Annotated in this window: 21 protein-coding genes; 7 read left to right on the forward strand and 14 right to left on the reverse strand. The window is 61.1% G+C overall.

Translation table 11 applies throughout. The features are described from left to right. The first annotated feature begins 177 nt into the window (after positions 1 to 177). The 4 genes from ACP_RS10145 (at position 178) to ACP_RS10160 (ending at position 6,062) form a co-directional block, all read left to right on the forward strand. Positions 178 to 2,646: an LPS-assembly protein LptD gene (locus ACP_RS10145; RefSeq protein WP_015897228.1), complete on the forward strand. Its 2,469-nt coding sequence runs from the start codon at positions 178 to 180 to the stop codon at positions 2,644 to 2,646. Positions 2,647 to 2,747: 101 nt separating this feature from the next. Then, positions 2,748 to 3,701, forward strand: coding sequence for a DsbA family protein (locus tag ACP_RS10150; protein WP_015897229.1), 954 nt, complete (start codon positions 2,748 to 2,750; stop codon positions 3,699 to 3,701). 150 nt (positions 3,702 to 3,851) lie between these two features. Next, positions 3,852 to 4,970: a SurA N-terminal domain-containing protein gene (locus ACP_RS10155; protein WP_015897230.1), complete on the forward strand. Its 1,119-nt coding sequence runs from the start codon at positions 3,852 to 3,854 to the stop codon at positions 4,968 to 4,970. 102 nt (positions 4,971 to 5,072) lie between these two features. Continuing rightward, positions 5,073 to 6,062, forward strand: coding sequence for a Gfo/Idh/MocA family protein (locus ACP_RS10160; RefSeq protein ID WP_015897231.1), 990 nt, complete (start codon positions 5,073 to 5,075; stop codon positions 6,060 to 6,062). Between the two features lie 62 nt (positions 6,063 to 6,124). Here ACP_RS10160 and ACP_RS10165 read toward each other — a convergent pair whose 3' ends face one another. The 14 genes from ACP_RS10165 to ACP_RS10230 form a co-directional block, all read right to left on the reverse strand. Further along, positions 6,125 to 6,625: a biotin/lipoyl-containing protein gene (locus ACP_RS10165; RefSeq protein ID WP_015897232.1), complete on the reverse strand. Its 501-nt coding sequence runs from the start codon at positions 6,623 to 6,625 to the stop codon at positions 6,125 to 6,127. Beyond that, positions 6,622 to 8,169, reverse strand: coding sequence for an acetyl-CoA carboxylase biotin carboxylase subunit (locus ACP_RS10170; protein ID WP_015897233.1), 1,548 nt, complete (start codon positions 8,167 to 8,169; stop codon positions 6,622 to 6,624). The genes ACP_RS10165 and ACP_RS10170 overlap by 4 nt, the downstream gene beginning before the upstream one ends. Before the next feature lie 151 nt (positions 8,170 to 8,320). Further along, positions 8,321 to 9,148, reverse strand: coding sequence for a tetratricopeptide repeat protein (locus tag ACP_RS10175; RefSeq protein WP_041839481.1), 828 nt, complete (start codon positions 9,146 to 9,148; stop codon positions 8,321 to 8,323). A 184-nt stretch (positions 9,149 to 9,332) separates the two neighbouring features. Continuing rightward, positions 9,333 to 9,767 (reverse strand): ExbD/TolR family protein, encoded by a 435-nt coding sequence (locus ACP_RS10180; protein ID WP_015897235.1) that lies wholly within the window; start codon positions 9,765 to 9,767, stop codon positions 9,333 to 9,335. A gap of 19 nt (positions 9,768 to 9,786) precedes the next feature. Then, positions 9,787 to 10,239, reverse strand: a complete 453-nt coding sequence (locus tag ACP_RS10185; RefSeq protein ID WP_015897236.1) for an ExbD/TolR family protein — start codon at positions 10,237 to 10,239, stop codon at positions 9,787 to 9,789. A gap of 123 nt (positions 10,240 to 10,362) precedes the next feature. Next, positions 10,363 to 11,106, reverse strand: a complete 744-nt coding sequence (locus ACP_RS10190; protein WP_015897237.1) for a MotA/TolQ/ExbB proton channel family protein — start codon at positions 11,104 to 11,106, stop codon at positions 10,363 to 10,365. 97 nt (positions 11,107 to 11,203) lie between these two features. Then, entirely contained in the window at positions 11,204 to 11,914 is a 711-nt protein-coding gene (locus tag ACP_RS10195; RefSeq protein WP_041839482.1) for an energy transducer TonB, read from the reverse strand. A gap of 269 nt (positions 11,915 to 12,183) precedes the next feature. Continuing rightward, on the reverse strand, positions 12,184 to 13,389 hold the full coding sequence (gene secF / locus ACP_RS10200; RefSeq protein ID WP_015897239.1) for a protein translocase subunit SecF: 1,206 nt from the start codon (positions 13,387 to 13,389) through the stop codon (positions 12,184 to 12,186). 163 nt (positions 13,390 to 13,552) lie between these two features. Beyond that, complete coding sequence (gene secD, locus ACP_RS10205) at positions 13,553 to 15,175, reverse strand: protein translocase subunit SecD (RefSeq protein ID WP_015897240.1); 1,623 nt, start codon at positions 15,173 to 15,175, stop codon at positions 13,553 to 13,555. A 56-nt stretch (positions 15,176 to 15,231) separates the two neighbouring features. After that, entirely contained in the window at positions 15,232 to 15,585 is a 354-nt protein-coding gene (gene yajC / locus ACP_RS10210; protein WP_015897241.1) for a preprotein translocase subunit YajC, read from the reverse strand. A 376-nt stretch (positions 15,586 to 15,961) separates the two neighbouring features. Further along, on the reverse strand, positions 15,962 to 16,291 hold the full coding sequence (locus tag ACP_RS10215; RefSeq protein ID WP_015897242.1) for a hypothetical protein: 330 nt from the start codon (positions 16,289 to 16,291) through the stop codon (positions 15,962 to 15,964). Positions 16,292 to 16,303: 12 nt separating this feature from the next. Then, positions 16,304 to 17,239 (reverse strand): hypothetical protein, encoded by a 936-nt coding sequence (locus ACP_RS10220; protein ID WP_015897243.1) that lies wholly within the window; start codon positions 17,237 to 17,239, stop codon positions 16,304 to 16,306. Positions 17,240 to 17,364: 125 nt separating this feature from the next. After that, positions 17,365 to 17,886, reverse strand: a complete 522-nt coding sequence (locus ACP_RS10225; protein ID WP_041839484.1) for a TlpA family protein disulfide reductase — start codon at positions 17,884 to 17,886, stop codon at positions 17,365 to 17,367. A gap of 69 nt (positions 17,887 to 17,955) precedes the next feature. Next, complete coding sequence (locus ACP_RS10230) at positions 17,956 to 19,044, reverse strand: hypothetical protein (RefSeq protein ID WP_041839485.1); 1,089 nt, start codon at positions 19,042 to 19,044, stop codon at positions 17,956 to 17,958. A 364-nt stretch (positions 19,045 to 19,408) separates the two neighbouring features. Here ACP_RS10230 and ACP_RS10235 point away from each other — a divergent pair, with 364 nt between their 5' ends. From ACP_RS10235 to ACP_RS10245, 3 genes are all read left to right on the forward strand, one after another. Further along, on the forward strand, positions 19,409 to 20,569 hold the full coding sequence (locus tag ACP_RS10235) for an FIST signal transduction protein (RefSeq protein ID WP_015897246.1): 1,161 nt from the start codon (positions 19,409 to 19,411) through the stop codon (positions 20,567 to 20,569). A gap of 3 nt (positions 20,570 to 20,572) precedes the next feature. Next, positions 20,573 to 21,490, forward strand: a complete 918-nt coding sequence (locus ACP_RS10240) for a PAS domain-containing protein (RefSeq protein WP_041839486.1) — start codon at positions 20,573 to 20,575, stop codon at positions 21,488 to 21,490. Between the two features lie 113 nt (positions 21,491 to 21,603). Further along, the gene (locus tag ACP_RS10245) at positions 21,604 to 22,557 is read left to right on the forward strand and encodes an alpha/beta hydrolase (RefSeq protein WP_015897248.1); all 954 of its coding nucleotides are present in this window, start codon (positions 21,604 to 21,606) and stop codon (positions 22,555 to 22,557) included. Positions 22,558 to 22,702: the final 145 nt, after the last annotated feature.

Here is a 22,702-nt window from a genome sequence, read left to right on the forward strand (position 1 = left end):
TACGAACCAGAAGGCGAACAGCCGGATCGAAAAAGAAGACCGCGAAGACATGGGGCAGCTTTCGCGCGGAACCTCCGCAAACGGCGACCACTCCAACACTTCCTCACCAGAGCCGCGGTACGCACCGCAAGGCGAAATATATGCGCCAGCTTTGCTATGCTGGTGCTTTCCGCTGCGATGAATTTCCGCTGGTTTTGGTTTATCACGCTGTTTTCACTGTGTCATCCGCAGGTTCATGCGCAGGTGGTAACCACTCAGCTACCTCCCGCTCAAGCCGCCGCGGAAGCGCTGCCGAATGACCCTGCCCTCACAAGCTCGCTGCCCGAGGCGCATGTGGTTCCGCAGACGCCCAGGGGCACGCCGGTCACCATGCGATGGGACCACCTGACCGTGCGCTCGCTGCCCGATGGCAACGAATATCTGCTCGACGGGCATGTGGTGCTCTATTACGGCCAATACATTCTGCATGCCGATCACGCCACCTACAACGACGCGACCGGAGAGATTGAGGCCCACGGGCACCTCATGGTCGATGGCGGCCCGGATGACGAGCACATCGTCGCCAGCCATGGCAGCGTCAACATCTACCAGAACACGGCGGACTTCTTTGATGTAACCGGCTCGCTCGGCGTGCGCCGTGTCAAGCACAATCAAGTCGTCTTCACCTCCCTGAACCCCTACCTCATTACCGGCAAGGAAGTGCGCCAGCTCGGCAAGGGCCACTATCTGGTGCTGCAGGGCACCATGACCGCCTGCCGCCTGCCCCGCCCCGACTGGCGCTTTTATGCCCGGCGCATCGAACTGAACCACGGCAAAGCGCAGGCCGCCAATGCCAGCTTTCACCTCTTCGGTATTCCGCTGCTCTATGTGCCCTACGTCAAGCACGAGATCGGCGCCAATCGCACCAGCGGAATCCTGCTGCCCGTGGCCGGCAACAATTCCACCTACGGAGCCGTGGTGGGTGAGTCGGTCTATCTCACGCTCGGGCGCAGCGCCGACCTTGTTGCCGGAACCTTGTATTACTCCAATCGCGGCCCCGCGCCTTTTGCCACCTTTCGCTATCGCGGGCGCGGAGATAACTACGCCCAGGTCCGCTTTCACAGCCTGCTCGACTATCACACAGAGGCCGGCAACAATCTCGGCGGCATCGACTTCTTCGCCGATGGCCGCTACGACTTCACTCCCTACACCCGCGCCGTCATTGACGCCGAGTACCTCAGCTCGTACCTCTATCGCCTGACGTTTGAGCAGAACTACGCAGCAGCCATCAACTCCGAGGTGCAGTCGCAGCTCTATCTGGAGCATGAGCGCGCGGGCTTCAGCCAGGCGATCCATTTCAATCGTTATGAGAATTTTGAAAGCGTCTCGCCCGAGGGCAATGAGGTCCGCATCCTCCACCTGCCGCAGGTGGATCTCGACGCCGAAGATCATCAGCTTCCCGGCCTCCCAGTCGAATACAGCTTTCACGTCTCCTCCGGGGCGCTTTCGCGATATGACTACAATCCCTTCGGCACCGCCTTCCGCACCGGTGCCGAGATTCCGCGCGTCGATATCTGGCCGGCTCTGAATCTGCCCATGCACTTCGACGGATGGAACTTTCGCCCTGAGTTCGCCGTGCGCGACACCTGGTATGACAAGAGCCAGAGACCGGCTACCCTCACGCAGTTCCCGCGCCTGGTGGGCGCGCCCATCAACCGCTTGGATGTGGAAGCCGGCTTCACCCTTCGCCCACCCGTGGTGGGCCGTGACTTCGACCAGCGCTGGGTGCAACACCTCTTTGGAGGCGAACTGCGGCACACGCTGTCGCCCATGCTGCAGTACCGCTACGTCTCTGGCATCGACAACTTCAATCGCATTCTGCGCTTTGACGATACCGAGGTCGCCAGCAACACCAATGAGTTGGAGTACGGCCTGACGCAGCACCTCTACCGGCGCACGCAGAAGCCGCGCCCCTGCACCGGAGCCGCCCTGCTCCATCCGCAAAAGAACTGCGGCACGCACACCGTCGATTGGCTCACCTGGCGCGTCGCGCAGAAGTATTACTTTGACTCCACCTTCGGCAACGCAGTCACGCCCGGCACGCCCAATCCATTGCTCGCTACACTCGATTTCACCGGCGTGGATTTCCTGGAGGCCCCGCGCCATTACTCGCCCGTCATCTCACGCTTCAAATGGACGGCCCAAAGCGGCGACAGCGCGGAATGGGATATTGACTATGACACCAAGGCTGGACGGCTGCTCTCAAGCAACGTCTACACCAATTTTGAGCATGGCAACTATCACCTGCGCCTTGGCGACGCCTATTTGAACACTGTGACCGGTGCGCCTCCGGGAACCGGCCTGCGCGCCCTGGTCCAGGCCAGCAAGCCCACGGCGTACAACCAGCTCAACATCACGGGCATTTACGGCTCGCAGAGCCGCCTCGGCTTCAATACCGGGGCCAGCACCGGCTACGATCTGGAGCGCAATGGCCTGCAATACGGTGCCGTGCAAGCCACCTACAACTGGAACTGTTGCGGTTTCTCATTCGAGCTGCGGCGCTTCTCACTGGCCAATCACCTGCGCAATGATACCGAAGAGCTTTTCAGCTTCACCCTCGCAGGCTTCGGCTCTACCGGCATTCCCCACAGCGCACGCGTCTTCTGACTTTGCCCGCATGCAAAGAGGCCCGCTTCCGGCTCGGGCGCAAACACCCAAAGTGGGATAATCAATGCAGTGAATTCTCGTCCCAGAAGGTGGACCTCCCTTTGTCTCGTATCCGAATGATTCTTGCCTGCTGCGCGCTGGCGCTTGTGACCGCCGGCTGCCGCGCCCAGGCCCCCGCACAAAAGCCCGTCTCCGTTCTTCATCAGCGAATCGAAACCGCCATTCGCAACGAGCTCAACGTTCCGCCGGAGTACGACATCACCATCAGCCCGCAGAGCCCCAGCAAAATGGCCGGCTTCAATGCCATCACAGTGACCTTTTCGCTGCCTGGGCACCCGGATCACACGCAGCAGTTGCGCTATCTGGTTTCGACCGATGGCGACACTCTGGCGCGGCTCTCGAAGTTCGATATCAGCCAGGATCCTGACTTCGTACTGCCCATCCAGGGCCGCCCCGTGCGCGGCAACCCCAAGGCCAAGGTCACCATTGTCAACTTTGACGACCTTGAATGTCCCTTCTGCGCGCGCATGCACTCCGAGCTATTCCCCGACATTTATGACCACTACAAGGGCCTCATCAAGGTCATTTATGTCGATTTTCCGCTCACGGAGCTGCACCCCTGGGCCATGCACGCCGCCGTCGATGCCAACTGCCTCGCCGATGAGAGCCGTACCGCCTACTGGAATTTCGTCGATTACGTACACACGCACGGCGAAGACATCAGCGGCCCTGATCATGACACGGCCAAGTCCTTCTCTCGCCTGGACAAGATCGCCGAGGGCGAAGGCCAGCGCGACCATCTCGACACCGCCAAGCTCAATGCCTGTGTCGCCAAGCAGGACGAATCCGTCGTCAAGAAGGAAATGGCTGCCGGAGACAAGCTCGGCATCTCCGCCACCCCGACCTTCTTCGTCAACGGTGTCCGCTGGTCCGGCGTGCTTGACCCGGCCGAGCTCAAGATGATGATCGACCGCGCGCTGCGTCAGCAGGGCATCACACCTCCACCGGATGCGGATGCGCCTGCCCCGGCCACCACAGCAGCGGCGGCGCACTAAGCTCCCGTCTAACCCGGGTCCGGCCTTCCGGACCCGGCTCTCTAACCACGCCCGGGCTCTTTTTCTCTCCTTTTCGCCGCCGTCTCGTCAAACCCTGCCCGCACGCGTATCCTGTAGGTGGCCCCGGCTTTCGCGCGGCCGTTACAGGAGATGGACTTTTTGCTTTCCCGATCGATTTCTCATCGCAAGTCTGCTTTCGCCTTCCGTTTCTCTCGCCCTGTTCGCGCCGTGGTTGGCGTTGCGGTGCTGGCCGCCAGCGTCGCCGCCATCAGCGGATGCAATCGCGCCCACAAGGCCGATGTGCTCGCGACCGTGAACGGCAAGCCGATCATGAAGTCGCAGGTCGACCTGCTGTATGAAGCCAACGTCGGCAAGCAGCCCGAAAAGCCCACCAAGGTTCAAGGCGACATCGTGCGCCTCAATATTCTGAGCCGTCTCATCAATGAAGAGATTCTCATGCAGCGCGCTGCCAAGATGAATCTGGTCGCGAGCAACGAGGATGTCGAGTCGCGCCTCAACGAAATCAAGGCACCCTTCACCCCGGATGAATTTCAGAAGCAGCTCGCGCAGCAGCACCTCACGCTCGATGCGCTCAAACAGCAGATCCGGAACCAGTTGACCGAGCAGAAGCTCTTCAACAAGGAGATCAACTCCAAGATCGACGTCACCGACGATCAGATCACGGCCTACTACAACGCGCACAAGGCCGAGTTCAATCTGCCCCAGCCGCAGTTCCATCTGGCACAGATTCTCGTCACCAACATTCCAGAGAACGCCAAGAACTCCGGCAATCTGCAGAACAGCAAGGCCATGAACGACGCCGAGGCAAAGCGCAAGATTCAGATGCTCGATGATCGTCTCAAGAACGGAGACGACTTCGGCACGCTGGCTTCGAATTTCTCCGAGAATCCGCAGAACTCCAGCAACGGCGGCGACATGGGCTTCATCTCCCAGCAGGAACTGCAGTCGGATCCCGACGTTTGGGGCGCTGTCAGCAAGCTCTCTCCCGGCGAGATCACCCCGGTGCTGCCGGTCTACGCCACTCAGGACCACAAGAAGGTCATCGGCTACGCCATCTACAAGCTGCTCGACAAGGAAGGCGCGGGCCAACTGGAGCTGAGCGATCCCCGTGTGCAGCAGTCCATCCGCCAGCGCCTGCATGAGAGCCGCTCGCAGCTCATGCAGAATGCCTATCTTGAGATGCTGCGCGACCAGGCACACGTAGTGAACTATTACGCCGAGTCGATCTTCAAGAACGGCCCGCAGTAATCGCAGAAGCTTTGCTTCAAAGACGGCTCGCGCCTCCAGCGCGGGCCGTTTTTCTTTGGAAGGCTACCCTGCCCGCTGCCCAATCGCGTTTACCATCGACGCATGACCCGTTACGGCATCCTCGGCTTTGGACACCACGCCCGCAAGCGCCTCATCTCCGCCTTTGAGGGAGCGGCCCACTCGCAGCTCGCCGGCTTCTGGCGGCACAACGAGCAAAAGGCCGCGGCCGACGCCGCCGAGTTCGGCATCGCGGCTTACCCCACCGCCGATGCTCTGTGCGCCTCACCGGAAATCGATGCGGTCTTCATCACGTCACCCGATGCCATGCACCTCAACGATGTGCTGCTGGCCCTGCATCATGGCAAGCCAGTGCTCTGTGAAAAGCCTCTGGCCATGCGCACGCCAGAGGTCGAGCAGATGCTCGCCGCCGCGCAATCTGCAGGAGTTTTTCTCGGCGTCGCCCAGAACATGCGCTACTACCAGAGCGTCGAGCTCATCCGCCGCTGGATCGCCGAGGGCCGCATTGGCGCGCCTCAACTCGTGCATGCCCAGGTCTGTCATGACGGCACCCGCAGCCCGCGCACCTGGATCTGTGACCCCAGTCTCGCCTGTGGAGGCCCGATCGGCGACGTGGGCATTCATTGCATCGATGCGGTTCGCTATGTGCTCGGCGATGACGTCTCACAAGTCGCTACGCTCGGGCATGGCGATGCCATCTCCGGTCAGGTGGAAGCGCACGCAGCCCTCTCGCTCGCCTTTCATTCCGGGGCTGTAGGAGCCGTTACTCTCACCACGCGAGGCCGTTACCGCTCGCGCCTGGAAGTCACCGGCACCACCGGCGTCATTGCTTGTGAGAACGCGCTGACCGTCGATCATGACGTAGAAGTGCAGTTGCTGCGCGGCTGGGACGGAGTGGAGCAGCAGGAACGGGTTTCGAATGCCGATGGCTATAGCCGCATGCTCGATGCTTTTTCCGCCGCGATCCAGGGCAAGGAGCCCTTCCGCGCTCCCGCCACGGATGGCCTGCTCAATCAGCGCATCCTCGATGCCGCCTACGACTCCATGCGCTCAGGCCACGCGGTCAGGCCCTGAGATAGTGCGGCGCGGCGTAGCGGGTGCAGATATGGAGCGGCATGCTGCCTTAGCGTGACCGGCTACTCAATCACCGCCAGCACCTGCCCCGCGCTGACGGTGTCGCCGGCAGCCACCATCAATTGCGCCACCGTGCCATCCTTGGGCGATTTAACCTCGTTCTGCATCTTCATGGCCTCAATCACCAGCACACCTTGCCCGGCAGCCACGCTGTCGCCCCGCGCATGCACCACGCGCACCACGCGGCCCGGCATGGAGGCCTTCAGCGTCGCCGGCCCATCGCCACTCTCGCCGCTCCGCCGCCGTGAGCGCAGCGAGCGCGGGTCATTCAGTCGATAAGCAATGCGTTCCCGCCCCACATGCACGGCCGTCTCCTCGACGGCCTCTTCCAGCACCACGCGATGGGCGCGGCCGTCCACGATCAGAGACAGGACAGCGGGCCGCAGCATTTGTGCATCCACCGCGATCGGCTCGTCATCGAGCCAGGTCCGGATGCGTCCTTCGGCGTCCCGCTCCACGCGCACCTTCCGCTGCTGGCCTTCCATCTCGAGATAAATTGTCATCGCAGGCTCTCCCGCCGGGCTGCGAGCTTCCAGGCTCCGGCATGCATCGGACTGCTTCCGCCGCCGTTCTGACTTGCGCCAGCAGTGGAGCGTGCTTCTTCGAGGAGTGCCGCACCAATCGCTGCCGTGGCATGCCTGCTCGTCCCGTCCGCGTGTTCGGATTCGTCCCCGCGCGCCTCATGGGCATCTCCGTCAGGTGCGCCCAGTGCCAGCAACCGGTCCAGATAGCCGGTGTCGATGGCCGCTGTACGGAATCCCTCGTCCCGCAGAATGCGGCGGAAGAGCCCCAGATTTGACCGGATGCCGCCAATCACATACTCATCGAGCGCGCGCAGCAGGCGCGCAATCGCCATCTCGCGTGTTGGCGCATAGGCGATCAGTTTGGACAGCATCGGGTCGTAATCCATCGGCACGGTCCAGCCTTCGTAAACGCCACAATCCTCGCGAATGCCCGGCCCTCCTGGTTGCAGCAGCCGTGTGATTTTTCCTGGCGAAGGGAAGAAGTTATTCTCCGGGTCTTCGGCATATACGCGGCATTCGATGGCGTGTCCGCGCAATTGAATCTCTTCCTGCCGGATGCCAAGCGGCTGCCCCTCGGCAATTTGTATCTGTAAGTGAACTAGATCAAGTCCCGTGACCAATTCCGTGACTGGATGCTCCACCTGAAGCCGTGTATTCATTTCGAGGAAGTAGAAGTTTTCTTCCGCATCCACCAGAAATTCGACCGTTCCGGCATTCGTATAGCCGGCCGATTGCGCTAGCCGCACTGCCGCTTCGCCCATTCGCTGCCGCAGTGCCTCACTCACCGCCGCAGAAGGCGCTTCCTCAATCACCTTCTGGTGCCGCCGCTGCACCGAACACTCCCGCTCGCCCAGATACAGGCAGTTTCCGTGCTCGTCCGCCAGCACCTGAATCTCAATATGCCGCGGCCTCTCGATCAGCTTTTCCAGGTACACTTCGCCCGAGCCGAATGACCGCTCTGCCTCGCTGCGAGCCGACTCAAAGGCGGAACCCAGCTCCGTAGGGTCATTGACCGCGCGCATACCCTTGCCGCCGCCGCCCGCCGCCGCTTTCAGCATCACCGGATACCCGATTTGCTGCGCCACCGTATGTGCCTCTTCGAGCGATGCCAACCCTTTGGTGGAACCGGGCGTGCGCGGCATTCCCGCTGCATCCGCCGCCTGCCGCGCGCGCGTCTTCGAACCCAGTGCCCGCATGGCACTCGCTGGCGGTCCAATGAACTTCACTCCAGCCGCTTCGCATGCCTCAGCGAAATCGGCGTTTTCCGATAAAAATCCGTATCCGGGGTGAATGGCCTGCGCGCCTGTCTTCTTTGCGATCTCCAGAATCAGGTCGCCGCGCAGATACGACTCCTGCGCCGGAGCTGCTCCGAGCCGGTATGCTTCATCCGCCTCCAGCACATGCAAACCCGCACGGTCGGCGTCGGAATATACCGCCACCGTCGCAATGCCGCGCTCCCGGCAGGCGCGGGCAACACGCAATGCGATCTCTCCCCGGTTCGCAATCAGAATTTTCTTGAACATAAGCTTGTCTGTACCACCCGCGCCCGAGGCCTGTGCCCGCATGCGCAACCAAGGATTCTAGCGGATGAGCTACTCGCTCTGCACCGCTCTCGTTCGTGCAAAGGAAAAGGCCTCCGATTGCTCGGAGGCCTCAGGGTGAAGAACAAGTCTCTTACTTGCCTTCCTGAATCACGATACCGCGTGCAACCTTCGCCTTCTTCTCTTCGTTCTGGCGGCGGGTCGTCAATGCCTTGGCAGCCCACTGGTCCGCCGTCTGCACGTCCTGCTTGCGGGCGCTCTCATCGCCGCAATCCAGATTAGCCTTCTGGCGGTACATCAGATTGAGGTAGGACATGGCGTTGTCATAGGTCGGATCAATCTGCAGGGCCTCGTTCAAATACGTCATGCCCTCGTTCACGATGTCCGTATTTTGCTGCTTGATCTCCTGGCAAACCTGCTTCGGCATCTTGGGATTACCCTTGCCGTCGTCGGTCAGGTTTGCAGTCTTCAACGCGCCTTGGGAATTCTTGTAGGCGATGCGCCAGTCGATCACGCCAATGGTGTAGGCGGCCTGGGAGTTCTTCGGATCTGCCTGCAGAACCTTCTGATTCCATGCCTTTGCCTTGTCGAACTCATCCAGATCCATGTACAGATTCGCAATCTGCGCGAGGCTGTTCACGTCGTTCGGAGTCTGCTCGAGAACCTGCTTGAAGATATTGATCGCCATCTGGGCGGTCTTCTCATTCTGCGGAGTCTTCAGATCGGGCACAACTTCAGAGGCATAGGCAGTCGCCAGATATGTCCGTGTCTCAGGATAAGTAGGATCCAGATCCACGGCTTTCTGGAAATGATTGATGGCGTCCTCGTACTGGGCTGCTTTGAAGGCCTCTACGCCCTTGTTGAGCTGATCCCGCGCCTCCAGCTTTTTGCACCCGGACATGGTGGTCAGCAGAATCATCGTCGCCGCTGCCAGCACCGGAAAACGTGCGATTCGGTTCATTCTTTTCCTTCTCCTTGGATCGCCAGAGGCTGGGATCGACAAGCAATTTTATCCGCGAAGCGATTGTAATTCGTTGGCGTTGAGGGGCAAGCCTGAAAGCAACCTTGCGGTTATTTTCCGGTCGGCGCCCGCTTCTCTTCCGGTTGGCCTTCCGCCTGCGCGGAAGGCCAATGCCGCAAAATCCTTACTGACCTGCCGCGATCTTCGGCGTGATGATGCCAATATGATCCACGCCGGCAGCCGTACCAATGTCGATCACCTTGGCGACTTCCTGAAAGTCGCAGTTCGGATCGCCCTTGATGAACATGACCTTCTCGGCGCGTGTGGCAAAAATCTGGCTCAGCTTGGCCTGCATATCAGGCAGAGCAATATCGGTCTGGTTGATCTTGTAGGACGCCGTGCCATTGCTGCCATTGAAGACCTGCACCACAATCGCAGTGTCATTCTCTGTCTGCGTCTTGTGCTTCGGCGGTAGCGGCACCTGCGCGTTCAGGCCATGCGGCGTAACCGGCACGATGACCATGAAAATGATCAGCAGCACCAGCAGCACGTCGATCAGCGGTGTGACGTTTGGGTCGGACGCCAGTTTTCCCGGGCCGCCCCCTGTTGACATTGCCATAGCAAAATCCCTCTTTCGGCTATTCGCCAGCCGGACTGGTTTGTGCCACCGGGGCGGCTTGCTGATCTGTCAGCATGGCTACCTGTTGCACGCCCGCGGTGCGCACCGCATCAATCGCGTCCATCACGGTTCCGTACCCGGAGCGGGCATCGGCGCGGAAGAAGACGATCTTGTTGGTGCGATTCTGCAGGTCGTTCTGCACATCCTGGCCAAGCTGACTCAGCGATACTTCATTCTGGCCGAGAAACACCTTGTTGTCGCGCGTGATGGCTACAATCTCGGCATCCGACTTGCTCGCATCTTCCATTGGAATGGCGTTGCGGCTGTGAACCAGGTCTACCTGAACCTTGTTTTCAAGCAGCGGTGTGATGACCATGAAGATGATCAGCAGCACCAGCATCACGTCCACCATCGGGGTGACGTTGATGTCTGAGTTGACCTTGCTGCCTTCGTTTCTGACTACGATTCCCATTGTGTATGTTCCCCCGCGCTTTCCGGCATGTTTCCGATCGCGTCTTCCGGTGGGCGGCGATTCAGCGGCCGGGGAGAATCTCACTCCCCGGCCAATCGCTCGCTCTCCTGGGACCTCCGCGGCTTAGCGGCGGCTCTGCTTGATGAAGTAATCGACCAGTTCGCTCGAGGAGTTGTCCATCTCCACGTCAAAGGATTCCACCTTGTTCGTGAAGTAGTTGAACGTCCACACAGCGGGCACGGCCACCAGAAGGCCGAATGCCGTGGTCACCAGCGCTTCAGAGATACCGCCGGCGACTGCGCCGATACCCGGCGTCTTCATCGTGGCGATTTCATTGAAGGCCTTCAGAATACCGGCGACCGTTCCGAACAGACCCACGAACGGGGCCGTCGAACCGATGGTGGCCAGCGCGCCGAGGCCGCGCTTCAGCTTGGCGTGCACAATCGCTTCGGCACGCTCAAGGGCGCGCTTGGACGACTCAATCTGCTCCGGGGTCACCGCGCTGCCGCCGCCACCGTAGTTGCGGAACTCCTGCAGACCAGCGGTCACCACTTCGGCGAGGTGAGACTTCTTGTTGCGGTCGGCGACCTTCACGGCCTCGTCCAGCTTGCCTTCGCGCAGCGCACCGGCAACCTTGGGGGCGAATTCGCGCGACTGCTTGCGGGCAGCGCTGAAATAGAGCCAGCGGTCAATCATGACGGCCAGCGACCAGATGGACATGATGAACAGCACAAAGACCACGCCCTTGGCCAGGTCACCCATCTGGTGCCACATGTCCGGCAGGCTGAAGCCAACGGCCTGCTGATCCTGGAAGAAGGCCAGGTTGGCCAGATGAGAAGTTGCGTGCGAGAGATGAGCGAGAATCACTGAATCTTTCCTCCTGAGGAGTAACTGCAAAACACGGTGAGAATGCCAGAGTTTTGCGCCTCCGCTTACCCCCGGAGGCGCAGGAAATCACGAAAGACTAATCACCCAGGTTAAAGACCACGTTGATCTGGGTTTCCACCTGCACGGGCTCACCGTTCAGGATGTAAGGCTTGTAGCGCCACGTGCGGACGGCTTCCAGAGCTGCATTCTGCAACATCGCCGGACCGGAGACAACTTTCAGATCTTCGATGGTGCCCGCCTTCGAAATCAGCGCGGAAAGGACCACTGTGCCCTGAATGCGTGCTGCCTTGGCGATCGGAGGATAGGACGGATTCACGCCGCCAATCTTGTTACCCGAGACTACACCGGCAGAGACGCGCAGCGGCTTTTGCGGAGCAGCCTTGACCACGGGAGCAGGACCGGAACCCAGACCGCTGAAGATGCCGCCCGGTACGCCGTCGCCAGCGCCTGCCACACCCGCGCCCATCACGCCGGTGCTCGGTGGCGGCTGCTGCTTGACCATCTTGATCACTTTGGGAATCTTGGTCGGCACAGCCATCGGATTCACCTGCATCTGCACCTTGGGCTGCGGCGGTGTCGGCGGTGGCGGCGGAGGTGGTGGCGGCGGCGGCGGCGGAGCGACCAGCAAGGTCGTCATCATCGCCTTCGGCAGCGCCTCTGGATAGATCAGCGGATAAAGAACAACAGCGGCCAGAATCGAGCAGTTCAGGAACACGCCGACCCAGACGTAGTACTTGCTCTTCGTTTTAATCTTGCCGCCGGATTCCATCAATGCATCTTCAAACATGGCCGACCTCGAAGGTTCAGAACTTGGTTCAACTATTTAGACACCGATGTAGGGTGGTTTGTTCCCGGACGATTCTGGGGGAGAAATTCCGGTTCTCGTTTTCTAACACACCAGCATTACATCTGAAAAATCGTTTTCCTGTTTGCATCCAATACTGCCCCGCATTTGGTGCAGCTTGCTTCTCCATTCACGCCGGAGAACCCATCTCTGGGATGCAGTTTCCTGCGAAAATGCGGGCCGCCAATTTTGGCAGACCCGCATTTTTTTCATCAGATTTTTGCTTTCTTCGCCGCCGGTAATGCTGCCGACTTGCCCCGCTTCGCGCGCCAGTTCTGATAGGCCACCAGCATCGGCGCAGCCACCGCAATCGAGGAATACGTGCCGATTGCAATGCCCACGACCAGCGCGAAAGAGAATGGATGCAGCACCTCACCGCCAAAGAAGAACAGCGACAAAGCCGTCAAAAACGTCAGTCCAGAGGTCAACACCGTCCGGCTCAGCGTCTGGTTGATGCTGCGGTTCACCACGTCAGCCAGAGGCTCGCGGCGGCTCATGCGCAGGTTCTCACGAATGCGGTCAAAGACCACGATCGTGTCGTTCATCGAATAACCGATAAGCGTCAGAATGGCGGCAATCACCGTGAGCGACATTTCCATGTCCCGCAGGCTGAAGGCGCCAATCGTGATGATCGTGTCATGGAAGACGGCCACCACGGCCGCCACGCCGTAAATCAGCTCAAATCGGAACCACAGATAGATCAGCATGCCCGCCAGTGAATAGAGCACCGCCATCAATGCCTGGTGGCGAAGCTGCGCGCCCACCTGCGGGCCGACAATCTCCACGTTGCGCACAGCAAATCCTGACAGGTACGCGCCCTGGTCCAGCGCCTGCACCACGGCCGGGTCGGCCACGCTTTTCAGCTCACTCACCGAATTCAGCAGGCCACCATGCGCATCGCGGTAAGCGGCAATGGCCGCCGCCTGCTGCGCATACTTCAGCTGTGCATTCTGGTTGTCCGTGCCCAGGTGCTCGGGGTCCTGCTGGTCGAGCCAGTTGGCGAGCGCACTCTTGCTCGCATTGTCCAGATCCAGCTTGCCGGCGGCTGTTGAACCCGTCTTTGAGTAGTTCCGCGCCAGCGTCTGCACAATCGCCGCGCGGCTCTGGTCCAGAGAGGCATTGTTGGTTGCCTTCTCGCCCAGAGTGATCAGCACTTCGTTGTCCGTAGCGGAGCCGTACTGCTCAATCACCGCATCGCGCAGGCCCGCGCGATCGGTGGCATGGCGAATCTTGTCCACATTCGGCTTGCTCTCAAACTTCACCTGCACCACGGTGCCGCCGCTGAAGTCCACATCGAGCGGCAAATGGTGCCAGAACAGCAGCGACAAGATGCCCGATACGCTGAAAATCAGCGAGAATCCGAGGAAGTACCACTTCTTCCCCAGCCAATCGATCTTTACGTCGTGAAACAGTTCCACAGAATTATCCTTAGCTTCCAGCTTTTGGCTTCCAGCCTTCAGCGCCCGTCTCGGGGCTGCCTGCTATCGGCGTCTCGCTCTGCTTCAAAACTCTCTTGCTCAGTTCGTCAGCCCTCCGCTCTGGCTCCACCGGAGCCGAGAGCGAAGAATGACAAGCTCACAGCTAAATTGAAATTGCTTCTCCGCGCTGCTTCCGGTTCAGGTTCGCCTCAAAGATGACGCGCGACACAAACACTGCCGTGAACAGATTCGCGAGCAAGCCAAAGGTCAGCGTCACGGCAAAGCCGCGCACCGCGCCTGTACCGAAGATGAACAGAATCGCAGCCGAAACCACTGTGGTCACGTGCGTATCCAGAATGGTCGTCCAGGCGTGCGCAAAGCCCTGGTCCACAGCCGCCGAGGGCGCCTTGCCCGCGCGCAGCTCTTCACGAATGCGCTCGAAGATCAGCACGTTCGAGTCAACGCCCATACCGACCGTCAGAATCACACCGGCAATGCCAGGCAGCGTCAGCACCGAGTGCGTATAACCCATGAAGCCGAGCAGGATCACAAGGTTCAGAATCAGTGCCAGATCAGCATTGATGCCCGCGCCCTTGTAATAGATCAGCATGAAGATCAGCACGGCCGACATGCCAAAGATGGACGCCATCACTCCGGCGTGAATCGAGTCCATACCGAGAGAGGGCCCGATGGTGCTCTCCTGCAGATACTTGATCGAAGCCGGCAGCGCGCCGGTGCGCAGCATCAGCGAGAGGTCCTTTGCCTCCTGCATCGAGATGCCGCCACCCGAGATCGTTCCCTGATCGCGAATCGTATCGTTGATGGTCGCCACTTCCTGCAGGCGATTGTCGAGCACGATGCCGAGCGGCTTGCCCTTGTTCGCCGTCGTGAAGCGGCCGAACTTGTCGCCGGCGGAAGTCGTCAGGTAAAAGTTCACCTGCGGCTCATTCGTGTTCGGATTGGTGCCCGGCTGCGCATCGCGAATATCCGTGCCGCCCACCACCGGAACCTTCGTGACCTCATACCAGGCCGCCGGGCTGCCCGGCCCCGAGGCGCCAATCACACTCTGCACCAGCTCGGAGTCATACGGCACAGAGCCGCCGATGGCCTGCAAAGCCGATTGCTGATCGGGCCATGGCCCGCCCTCAACCAGGTGGAACTCCAGCTTCGCCGTGGACTGAATCACGTTGCGCACGCGCGCCGGATCATCGACGCCCGGCAGTTCCACCAGAATCTGATCGCTGCCCAGGTTGTAGGGCGCCACCACCGGCGAGGTCACACCCAGCGCATCCACGCGCTGCCGGATCACCTCGATCGACTGCGTGACGGCCTTCTGCTTCATCTGCGTCTCGACCGTCGGCTTCATCTGCAGAGTCCACGACGTGTTGCCGTTTTGCGAGATTGTGTATTCCTGGCTGAACTGCTGCTGCAGCACCGAGTTGATGTCCTGCACGTGCGCCGCCGGCGCGCCTTGAATCGTCACCAGCCCCGGGTTCTGCTTCGGCTCAGGATTCGTCACCTGCTCGCCCGTGATGCCGTTCTGTTGCAGGTCGCCCTGAATGGTTTCGGCATCCTGTGCAGCCTGCGCGGCCACCGCCTCGTCCGTCATCACCTGCAAAATCAGGTGCGTGCCGCCCTTCAGGTCGAGTCCAAGCTGAATGCGATTAAGAATCGCCGTCTGCAGCGCCGCCCCGCTGAAGCCCTTGGGAATACCGAAAATGCCATAAACAAAGGCAATCAGGATAACGACAATAAGAATTGTTTTTGCTCTGAGATTCGTACGCATTGACTGATGGCTCACTGGCGCAGCGGTTCACACCTTGCGCGGTAATAAATGGGAATCTACTTCTGGCTCTCGTCCTGGGTTGTGACCGCCGCAATCGCGCTCTTCACCACTTCCAGCCGAACATTGTCCGGGGCCACCCGAATCTGCACCACGTCATCCTTAATGGACAGAATGACGCCCCGGATGCCGCCCGTCGTCGTGATGCGGTCTCCCGCCTTCAGGCTCGACAGCATCTGCTGCCATTTCTTCTGCCGGTTCTGATTCGGGCGAATCAGCAGAAAATAGAAGACAAGAATGATAAAGAGGAAAGGAAGCAGCTCGGTCACGCCGGCAGGCAACGCGCTGGCGAACAGAAAGAGCGCCAGTATAGGCTTCCCGGCGGGCAGGGCAGACAGAAGTAGGGTCAACACAAAATCCTTCTCACTGGAGTTCGCGGCACGCAGCCCGCACCCATCTCACACGGCGCCTACGCGCTTCGTATGTCAGACAAGCCGGGATTTTTTTCTCCCGCGCCTCGACTCCGGAACATCTTAATTTGTATCCGCGGAAACTCTCAGCTCGTCGCGCCGCTGAGACCGGACCCCAGCCTCACGCCGAGACTGGGCTTCCACCACCGGTGAAACTCCTGCATTCGCAGGCCGCACACGTGTGCTCCGGCGGGCCCTCAAGGCTCGCAGGGCCGTGGAAAGCCGTGCAATTAAGCATCGCGTTCCCGAAGCCCTAGTGTCAAGGAAAACGGGGCGCCGCTCGCCGCTGCCGGCGGCCTTGCCCGCATGCCGGGGCACTTCAAAGCGAGATGGCCAGCGCCGCCAGTTGCGTGCCCACGCCCACGGCCTGCGCAATGGCCCCCAGTACGGCGGCAATATTTTGACCGCTATCGATCGTCGCCTGCAGGGTCAGCTTCAGAGTATTCAGCTGCGAAGTCAGGCTCTGCACCTCAGGATCATCATCATGCAGCACCTTATTGATGGCGCTCCAGTAGTTGGTGCGCGCCGTGGTCAGTTGTTTTAGCAATTGGGCCTTCTGGTCGTCGGTCGCGCATTGGCCCATAAGACTACCGTAATTGTCATTGATCAGAAAATACTGATCTTCAAGAGCCGTTAACGCATTCCCCATGGATACTTCCTCCTAAGGCAGCACCGTCTTCGTCCAGGCATCCACCGCCGTCAGCGAGGCAGGGGCAGGAATCTTCCCCAGCGGCTTGCCGGCAGCGAGCTGCGCTGTCTGCTGGCTCATTGCATTCAGATTGCTGGCCAGGGCTGCCGAGGCCGTCTGCTCCTGCTGTGAGAGCTGCGCCGCCTGCCGGTGCAGCAAATCCGGCGCAGCCGTCTGCAACTGCTGTCGCAGCGCCGCTGTCATGGAACCCGTCGAGAGTCCAAAGGGCTTCAGCGCCGGAGCCAGCTCGGCCGTCAGCGAACCATCGCTGATCTGCCCGCCTTTCACCAGCACAATGGCGACCGACGCGGCCTCCCGGTTATAGGTATCCACCACCGAATCGTAGACCGGCTTCTCTCGCGCAAAAAGGCTCGACATCGCATCGGCGGTTTTCGCAAAGCTGCGGGCAAAACCGCGCTCCTTGCGCGTCTGCCACCACTGCATCAACCCTTGCGCGCTCTGGCTCATCGCGCCCGGAATCGCCGTCGCCGTCCCACTCGAAAGCGGCAGTCCCTTGAGCCCGGTCATGTCCGACGCCAGCGTATTCACTGAAGCGCCCACACTCGCCGGCGCCGTGCTGCCGGTCAGTGTTGTCAGTTGCGAGGCCAGCGTGGCCAGCGCGGCGGCCATCTGCTGCCGCTGCTGAAAAGCCTGCATCACCTCCTGCAACTGAGCCACATTTTCCGCACCCAGCGGCTCGTGGTTCAGGGCCTGCTCCAGTTCCAGCACACCCAGCTCAGAGTTCACGCACTGCGCGAGCGCTCCATAATAGGTGCTCAGCTCATTGGCCGTCACTGTCATCTGCTGCGCCAGCGCGACGGCATCTTTCCCGTGCGTGCAGCCGGTCTGCGCCGCGCACGCCGCCAGCAGAACCACCACGGCCAAAGGATTCGTTCGCACTCGCCGCATCCGGAACTCCTGCCCCGTTGTCTCTGCATCTGGAGAGGGATGCGAGGACTTTACTCCGAATGTGCGTGGAAATTCCTAATATTTTTCGCGAATTCTCCCCCTCCGGGAAAGTCGCCTCCGCTACCTCAATACCGCCGCAACCGCTTCGGCGGAGCCTTGCCCTGCCGCCCGTCCAGCAGCCAGTCCAGATAGCCGCGCACGTCCGCATCCCGGGCCTCGCCCTCGATGCGCCCCACCACATTGCCCTGCCCATCCAGCACCAGCGTCGCCGGAACCACGTTTCCGAACCCCAGCCGCCCCAGCGTGCCCAGATCCGCGCCCGTCCACACCGGCAGCGCAATCTGGTGCCGCTCAAAGTAAGGTTTAATTTTTGCGAAGTCCTTCGGCTCGTCCACCGAAACCGCCACAAACTTCACGCCCCGCCCGGCATACGCCGCCTGCAGGGCTGAGAGCCGGGGCAGCTCCTCCTTGCACGGGCCGCACCAGGTTGCCCAAAAGTTCACCACCGCCGGATGGCCCCGCAGACTATCCAGCCGCACCGTGTGCCCGGCCATATCTTTGAACTTCAGATTCGGAACCGGTTTCGCCCACGCCGTGCTTGCGCCGCAAAGGCACATCAGCAGCCACGCCGCTGCCACATTCCACACAAAACCGCGCCCGGACCTCCGCCCGGGCGCCTTCCTCAACCGCAAAAACCTTCGCATCATGCTTACCTCTTAAAACCGGTAGGTGTAGCTGGCCAGCCACAGATACTGCGCAAACGCCGCATCTCCGTGCCCGCCATACACATGATCGGGATAGCTTCGCGTCCGGTCGCGATGCACCGCGTCATAGATGTTCGCGGTCAAAATCGTCTTGTGCCAGGAATACTCCAGCCCCGGGCCCACGCTGACCGCATAGCCCGGCCGCCGGAAGCCATCGTTGCTGACCGGCAGCAGGTTGTACGCCGGCACACCCTCCCACCGCGCACCCGCGGTCATCGCCAGCCCCTTCACCTGCGGAATCGGAAACTCCACTCCTCCTTCCCACAGATACTGGTCCGCAATCGCAACGTCGTTCTCGAGCGGCGTCTTCGGATTCTGAAAGAAGCCTCGCGAAATTCCATTCGTGCCGCCCTGCATCGCGATGTAGTCGCCATCGGTATAGAGGACAAAGTTGTTCCCCACCGTGTGATACCCCACCCACTGAAACACTCCGCCCCAGCCGCCCGTTCCCGGCTGAATCGAATAATCCACCGGCACCGTCTCCTTCTGCGGCGATCCCGTGCCCGTGGTGTTCGTATCAATCGTGTTCGTCACGCTGTCATTGCCCGTCGGCATATACAGCCCCAGTCCCAGTTCCACATTGCCCCTGGTGACATGATTCGGATTCCAGAGCCACGAGTTCACCGCCACAATTGTGTCCCCAGCACCGCTCGAGTTGTATTTGATGGGCGAGCTCTGCTGCTTGCGCGAGGCAAACAGCCACGGCATATCCCACTCCACGCTCACGCGCGGTGTCACCTGGTAGGTGAGATTCAGCGTCACCAGGTTGATGCGGTTCTCCACCTGCGTGCGATCCTGCGCGCGGTATTCCTGGTACACATCGCCCACATAGTGCTGGTATGAGAACTGGTGTCGCTCGCCAATCGTGAGCTGAAATTGGTGCGGCTGCAGTAGTCCGCCCTGCTCGGTCGGCAAGCCCGCCTGCTCCGGCGACCGCGCCAGAATGCAACCTTGCGCGTGCGCGGAAACCGCCGCCATCGGCACAAGCATCAGCGCAAACAGCGCGCACACGAAGCCCCTCGAAAAAATCCTGCGAATCATGCAATCTTCCTTATGGTTCTGTCTGGTGGAAGGCTCGCGGCAATCCCCAAAACAGAATTTGTGATCGATCTCTTTGCGGAGACAATGCGAGCGATACTAGGCAGCGGCCCATACCCCGCACATCCACCGCCGGGTGGATTTTTCTCTCCATCGTGGGCAAGTCGCCACGAGTACAACTTTCGTAACTACAACTTCACCCACCGGGAATATCGCACTCCCCTTTTTGCATGCCGATCGAGATCAGATCTTGGGATTACCCGAAGCCGAACTGCAACTTGGTCGCCTTGCAGGGCTTTGCCTGCGCTACACTGAGCGCAAACTTCCTCGTCTTCAGGCAGTGTTCAGGCAGTGCGGGTGCCATCCCATGACACGAACAGCAAGCGCGTTCAGCAAAGAGAAAAAGTCCGCTGCTGCCGGCGAAGATCTCGGCGCGCAACTGGCTGCTTCTCTTCCGCATCCTGATGCCATCGTCGTTTTTCTCTCGGCCCAGCACGACTACCCGGCTGTGCTGCGCCAGCTCACCGCGCGCTTCCCAAACAGCCAGATCCTCGGCTGCTCCTCGGCGGGCGAATTCAACACCGCCCACCAGGGAGAAGGCAGTGCCTCGGCCTTTGCCATCTCCTCGCCGGATATGCTCTTCACGGCCGCATTCGCCACTGGCATCTCGCGCGATCCCGCCAACGCCGCGCGCCAGTTGCTCTCAGGCTTTCGAGGATTCAAAGAGAATCGCTACCGGTATCGCTCCGCGCTCGTGCTCAATGACGCGCTGGCGGGCTCGGCGGATGAACTGGTGACCATGCTCAATATGGAGACCGGCGGTCACTACAAATTTTTTGGTGGCGGCGCGGGCGATGACGCCGCCTTTGTCAGCACGCATGTCTTCCACGGCGATCAGGCCGCGACAGACGCGGCGGTCGCGCTCGAGATTCTCTCCACCCGGCCCATCGGCGTGGGTGTACGCCACGGATGGGCCGCCGCCACCGAGCCGATGCGTGTCACCTCGAGCAAGGGCAATATCGTCGAGAGCCTTGAGGCCGTCGCCGCGGCCGAAATCTTCGCGCACCACGCGCAGCAGACCGGCCAGCCCTTCGATCTCGCATCCCCGCTTCCCTTCTTTCTGCACAACATTGCCGGCATGCACCAGCAGGAGGGCTTCAAGCTCCGCGTGCCGCTCGCCATCGTCAATGACGGCGCGGTTTGCTTCGCCGCTGAAATTCCGCAGGGCGCGGCGATCAGCATCATGTCCGCCACTCCCGAATCCGCCATGAAGGCGGCGCACTCCGCCGCGCAGGAGGCGATGCGCCAGCTCGAAGGGCACAAGCCCGGCGGCGCGCTCATGTTTGACTGCGTGGCCACGCGCCTGCGCCTCGGCAGCAACTTCGGGCAAGAAGTTCAGCTCGTGCAAAAGACGGTAGGCGACGTGGAACTGGCCGGATGCAACACCTACGGGCAGGTTGCAACCCTCGAAAACCAGTTCGCCGGTTTTCATAACTGCACGGCGGTCGTCTGTGTCTTCCCCGAGTAAATCGTGATCGCGCTCGATGCATTGCTCGAACTCGTCGAACAGCCGCAGCGCGCGGCCGGTGCGCCGCGCCTGGCGGAAAAGGTCGGCGCCACGCATCTCTGCATCTTCATTCGTGACCCTGAATTTGGCCGCTTCCTGCCTGCGCTTGGCTTTCCGCAGCGCCTGCCCGATGGCCTCGCGTGGAAGTCTTTTCTAGCCGATGTCGCCGAGGGAACGCAGACACAGGCCAATCTCATCTCGCCCTTCACGGCAAAGCAAACGCCGGTCTCCGCGCGTCTCATCACGCCGGACACGCTCAGCGTGCTCTTTGGCGAACGCACTCTCGCGGACGCGCACACCCTGCTCGCTCCCGCGCTCCGCTTGAGCGGCGCGCTCTATCTCGAAGAAATGCGCACCAGCCTCTCAGAAGTTGGCGCGGCGCTGGCCCGCCGCACCGCGCAGGAAGCGCGCAAGGCAGCTGCCACGCTCAACGGTGTCCACGAGCAGTTGGCCTCGACGCTGCATCACACGCGGCAACTTGCCGGTCACGTCCACCGGTATCAGCAGCAGCTTGAGCTCGCCTGCCGCATCTCTGGTCTCGGCGCGTGGGAGATGGATGCCACCACGCGCATGGTGACGCTCTCGCCGCAGTCCGCGGCCCAGCTCGGCCTGCCGCCGCAGCCCACGCACCACCATCTCAATTCGTTCCTGCGCGCCCTGCACACTGAGGATCGCAATGCCGTCGAGGACACATTCGCGGCCATGCTGCTCTCTCCGGAAGAGCACAGCGTGCGCTTTCGCCTGCTCTCCCCGACCGGCTCGCTTCGATGCATCGAATTGCGCGGCATGCTCATCGAGTCAGCGCACGAGGATACCCGCACCCTCATCGGCTTCACCCGCAACGTCGCCCGAACAGCACCCATGCTCACGGGCGCGGTCTAGCACACCGGCCCGGCGCATGATGCCCATCGCCGCTCCCCGCAACTTGCCACCTCTCCGCCCCGGCTGCCATCATCATTGCGCTCCAGTAAATCCTTTTTCTGAGGACTCTTCGCATGCGCCTCCTGCTCGCCGCCGCACTCCTCGCCTTTTCGCCCGCACTCTTCGCGCAGTCCCCGGCCTGGTCGCCTGCGCCCGGCCACACCACGCTGCATCTGTGGCCCCACGGCGCGCCAGGAGAACCCGCCCATCCCGCGCCTGAAGTCAACACCACCACAGCCAAGAGCGATCTCGTCGCCGGGCGCACCGTCATCCGTCTAGGGAATGTCTCTGACCCCACGCTCACGCTCTACAAGCCCAGGCACAACTCCGGCGCGGCCATTCTCGTCTTCCCCGGCGGCGCCTATCAGGTGCTCGCCATCGATCTGGAAGGTACGGAGGTCTGCCACTGGGTCAACTCTATCGGCGTGAACTGCATTCTGGTGAAATACCGCGTGCCTGACACCGGTCCCTACCCTCGCTCTGCCGCAGCCCTGCAGGACGCGCAGCGCGCCATGGGCCTTGTTCGCGAACACGCCGCAACCTGGCACATCGACCCGCATCGCATCGGCGTGCTCGGCTTTTCTGCCGGAGCGCACCTGAGCGCCGCCCTCAGCACTCACTTCCAGAAGCGTCTCTATGCTCCCGTGGACGCGGCCGATCAGCTCAGTTGCCGCCCTGATTTTGAAATGCTCATCTACCCCGGCTGGCTTGCACTGGCTGAAAAGCACATGGAGCCGAACCCCAGCCTGCCCGTCACCGCAAACACTCCGACCGCCTTTCTCGTGCAGGCCGAGGATGACCCCGTCCACGTCGAAAACGTCATCGAATACTTTCTCGCGCTTAAACATGCCGGCGTTCCCGCCGAGATGCATGTGTACGCCAAAGGTGGCCACGGCTACGGACTCCGCCCAACGCCAGTCTCCGTGTCCATCCACGACATGCCGCCCACCAGCACCACGCCGTTGCCCATCACCCACTGGCCGAGCCTCGCCGCCACCTGGCTGCATACCATCGGCGTGCTGAAGTAGGCACACAGTTGTCGGAGAAGGGAATACCCCGGGCAATCCTCACCCGCCCGGGAGTTCCTCACGTCATCTCTGTCACGAACAACACTCGCTCCGATCGCAATATCTTCCCCCCGTTCCGCATAATTTCGATGGAACGGGATTCACG

Source organism: Acidobacterium capsulatum ATCC 51196, assembly GCF_000022565.1.
Lineage (GTDB): Bacteria > Acidobacteriota > Terriglobia > Terriglobales > Acidobacteriaceae > Acidobacterium > Acidobacterium capsulatum.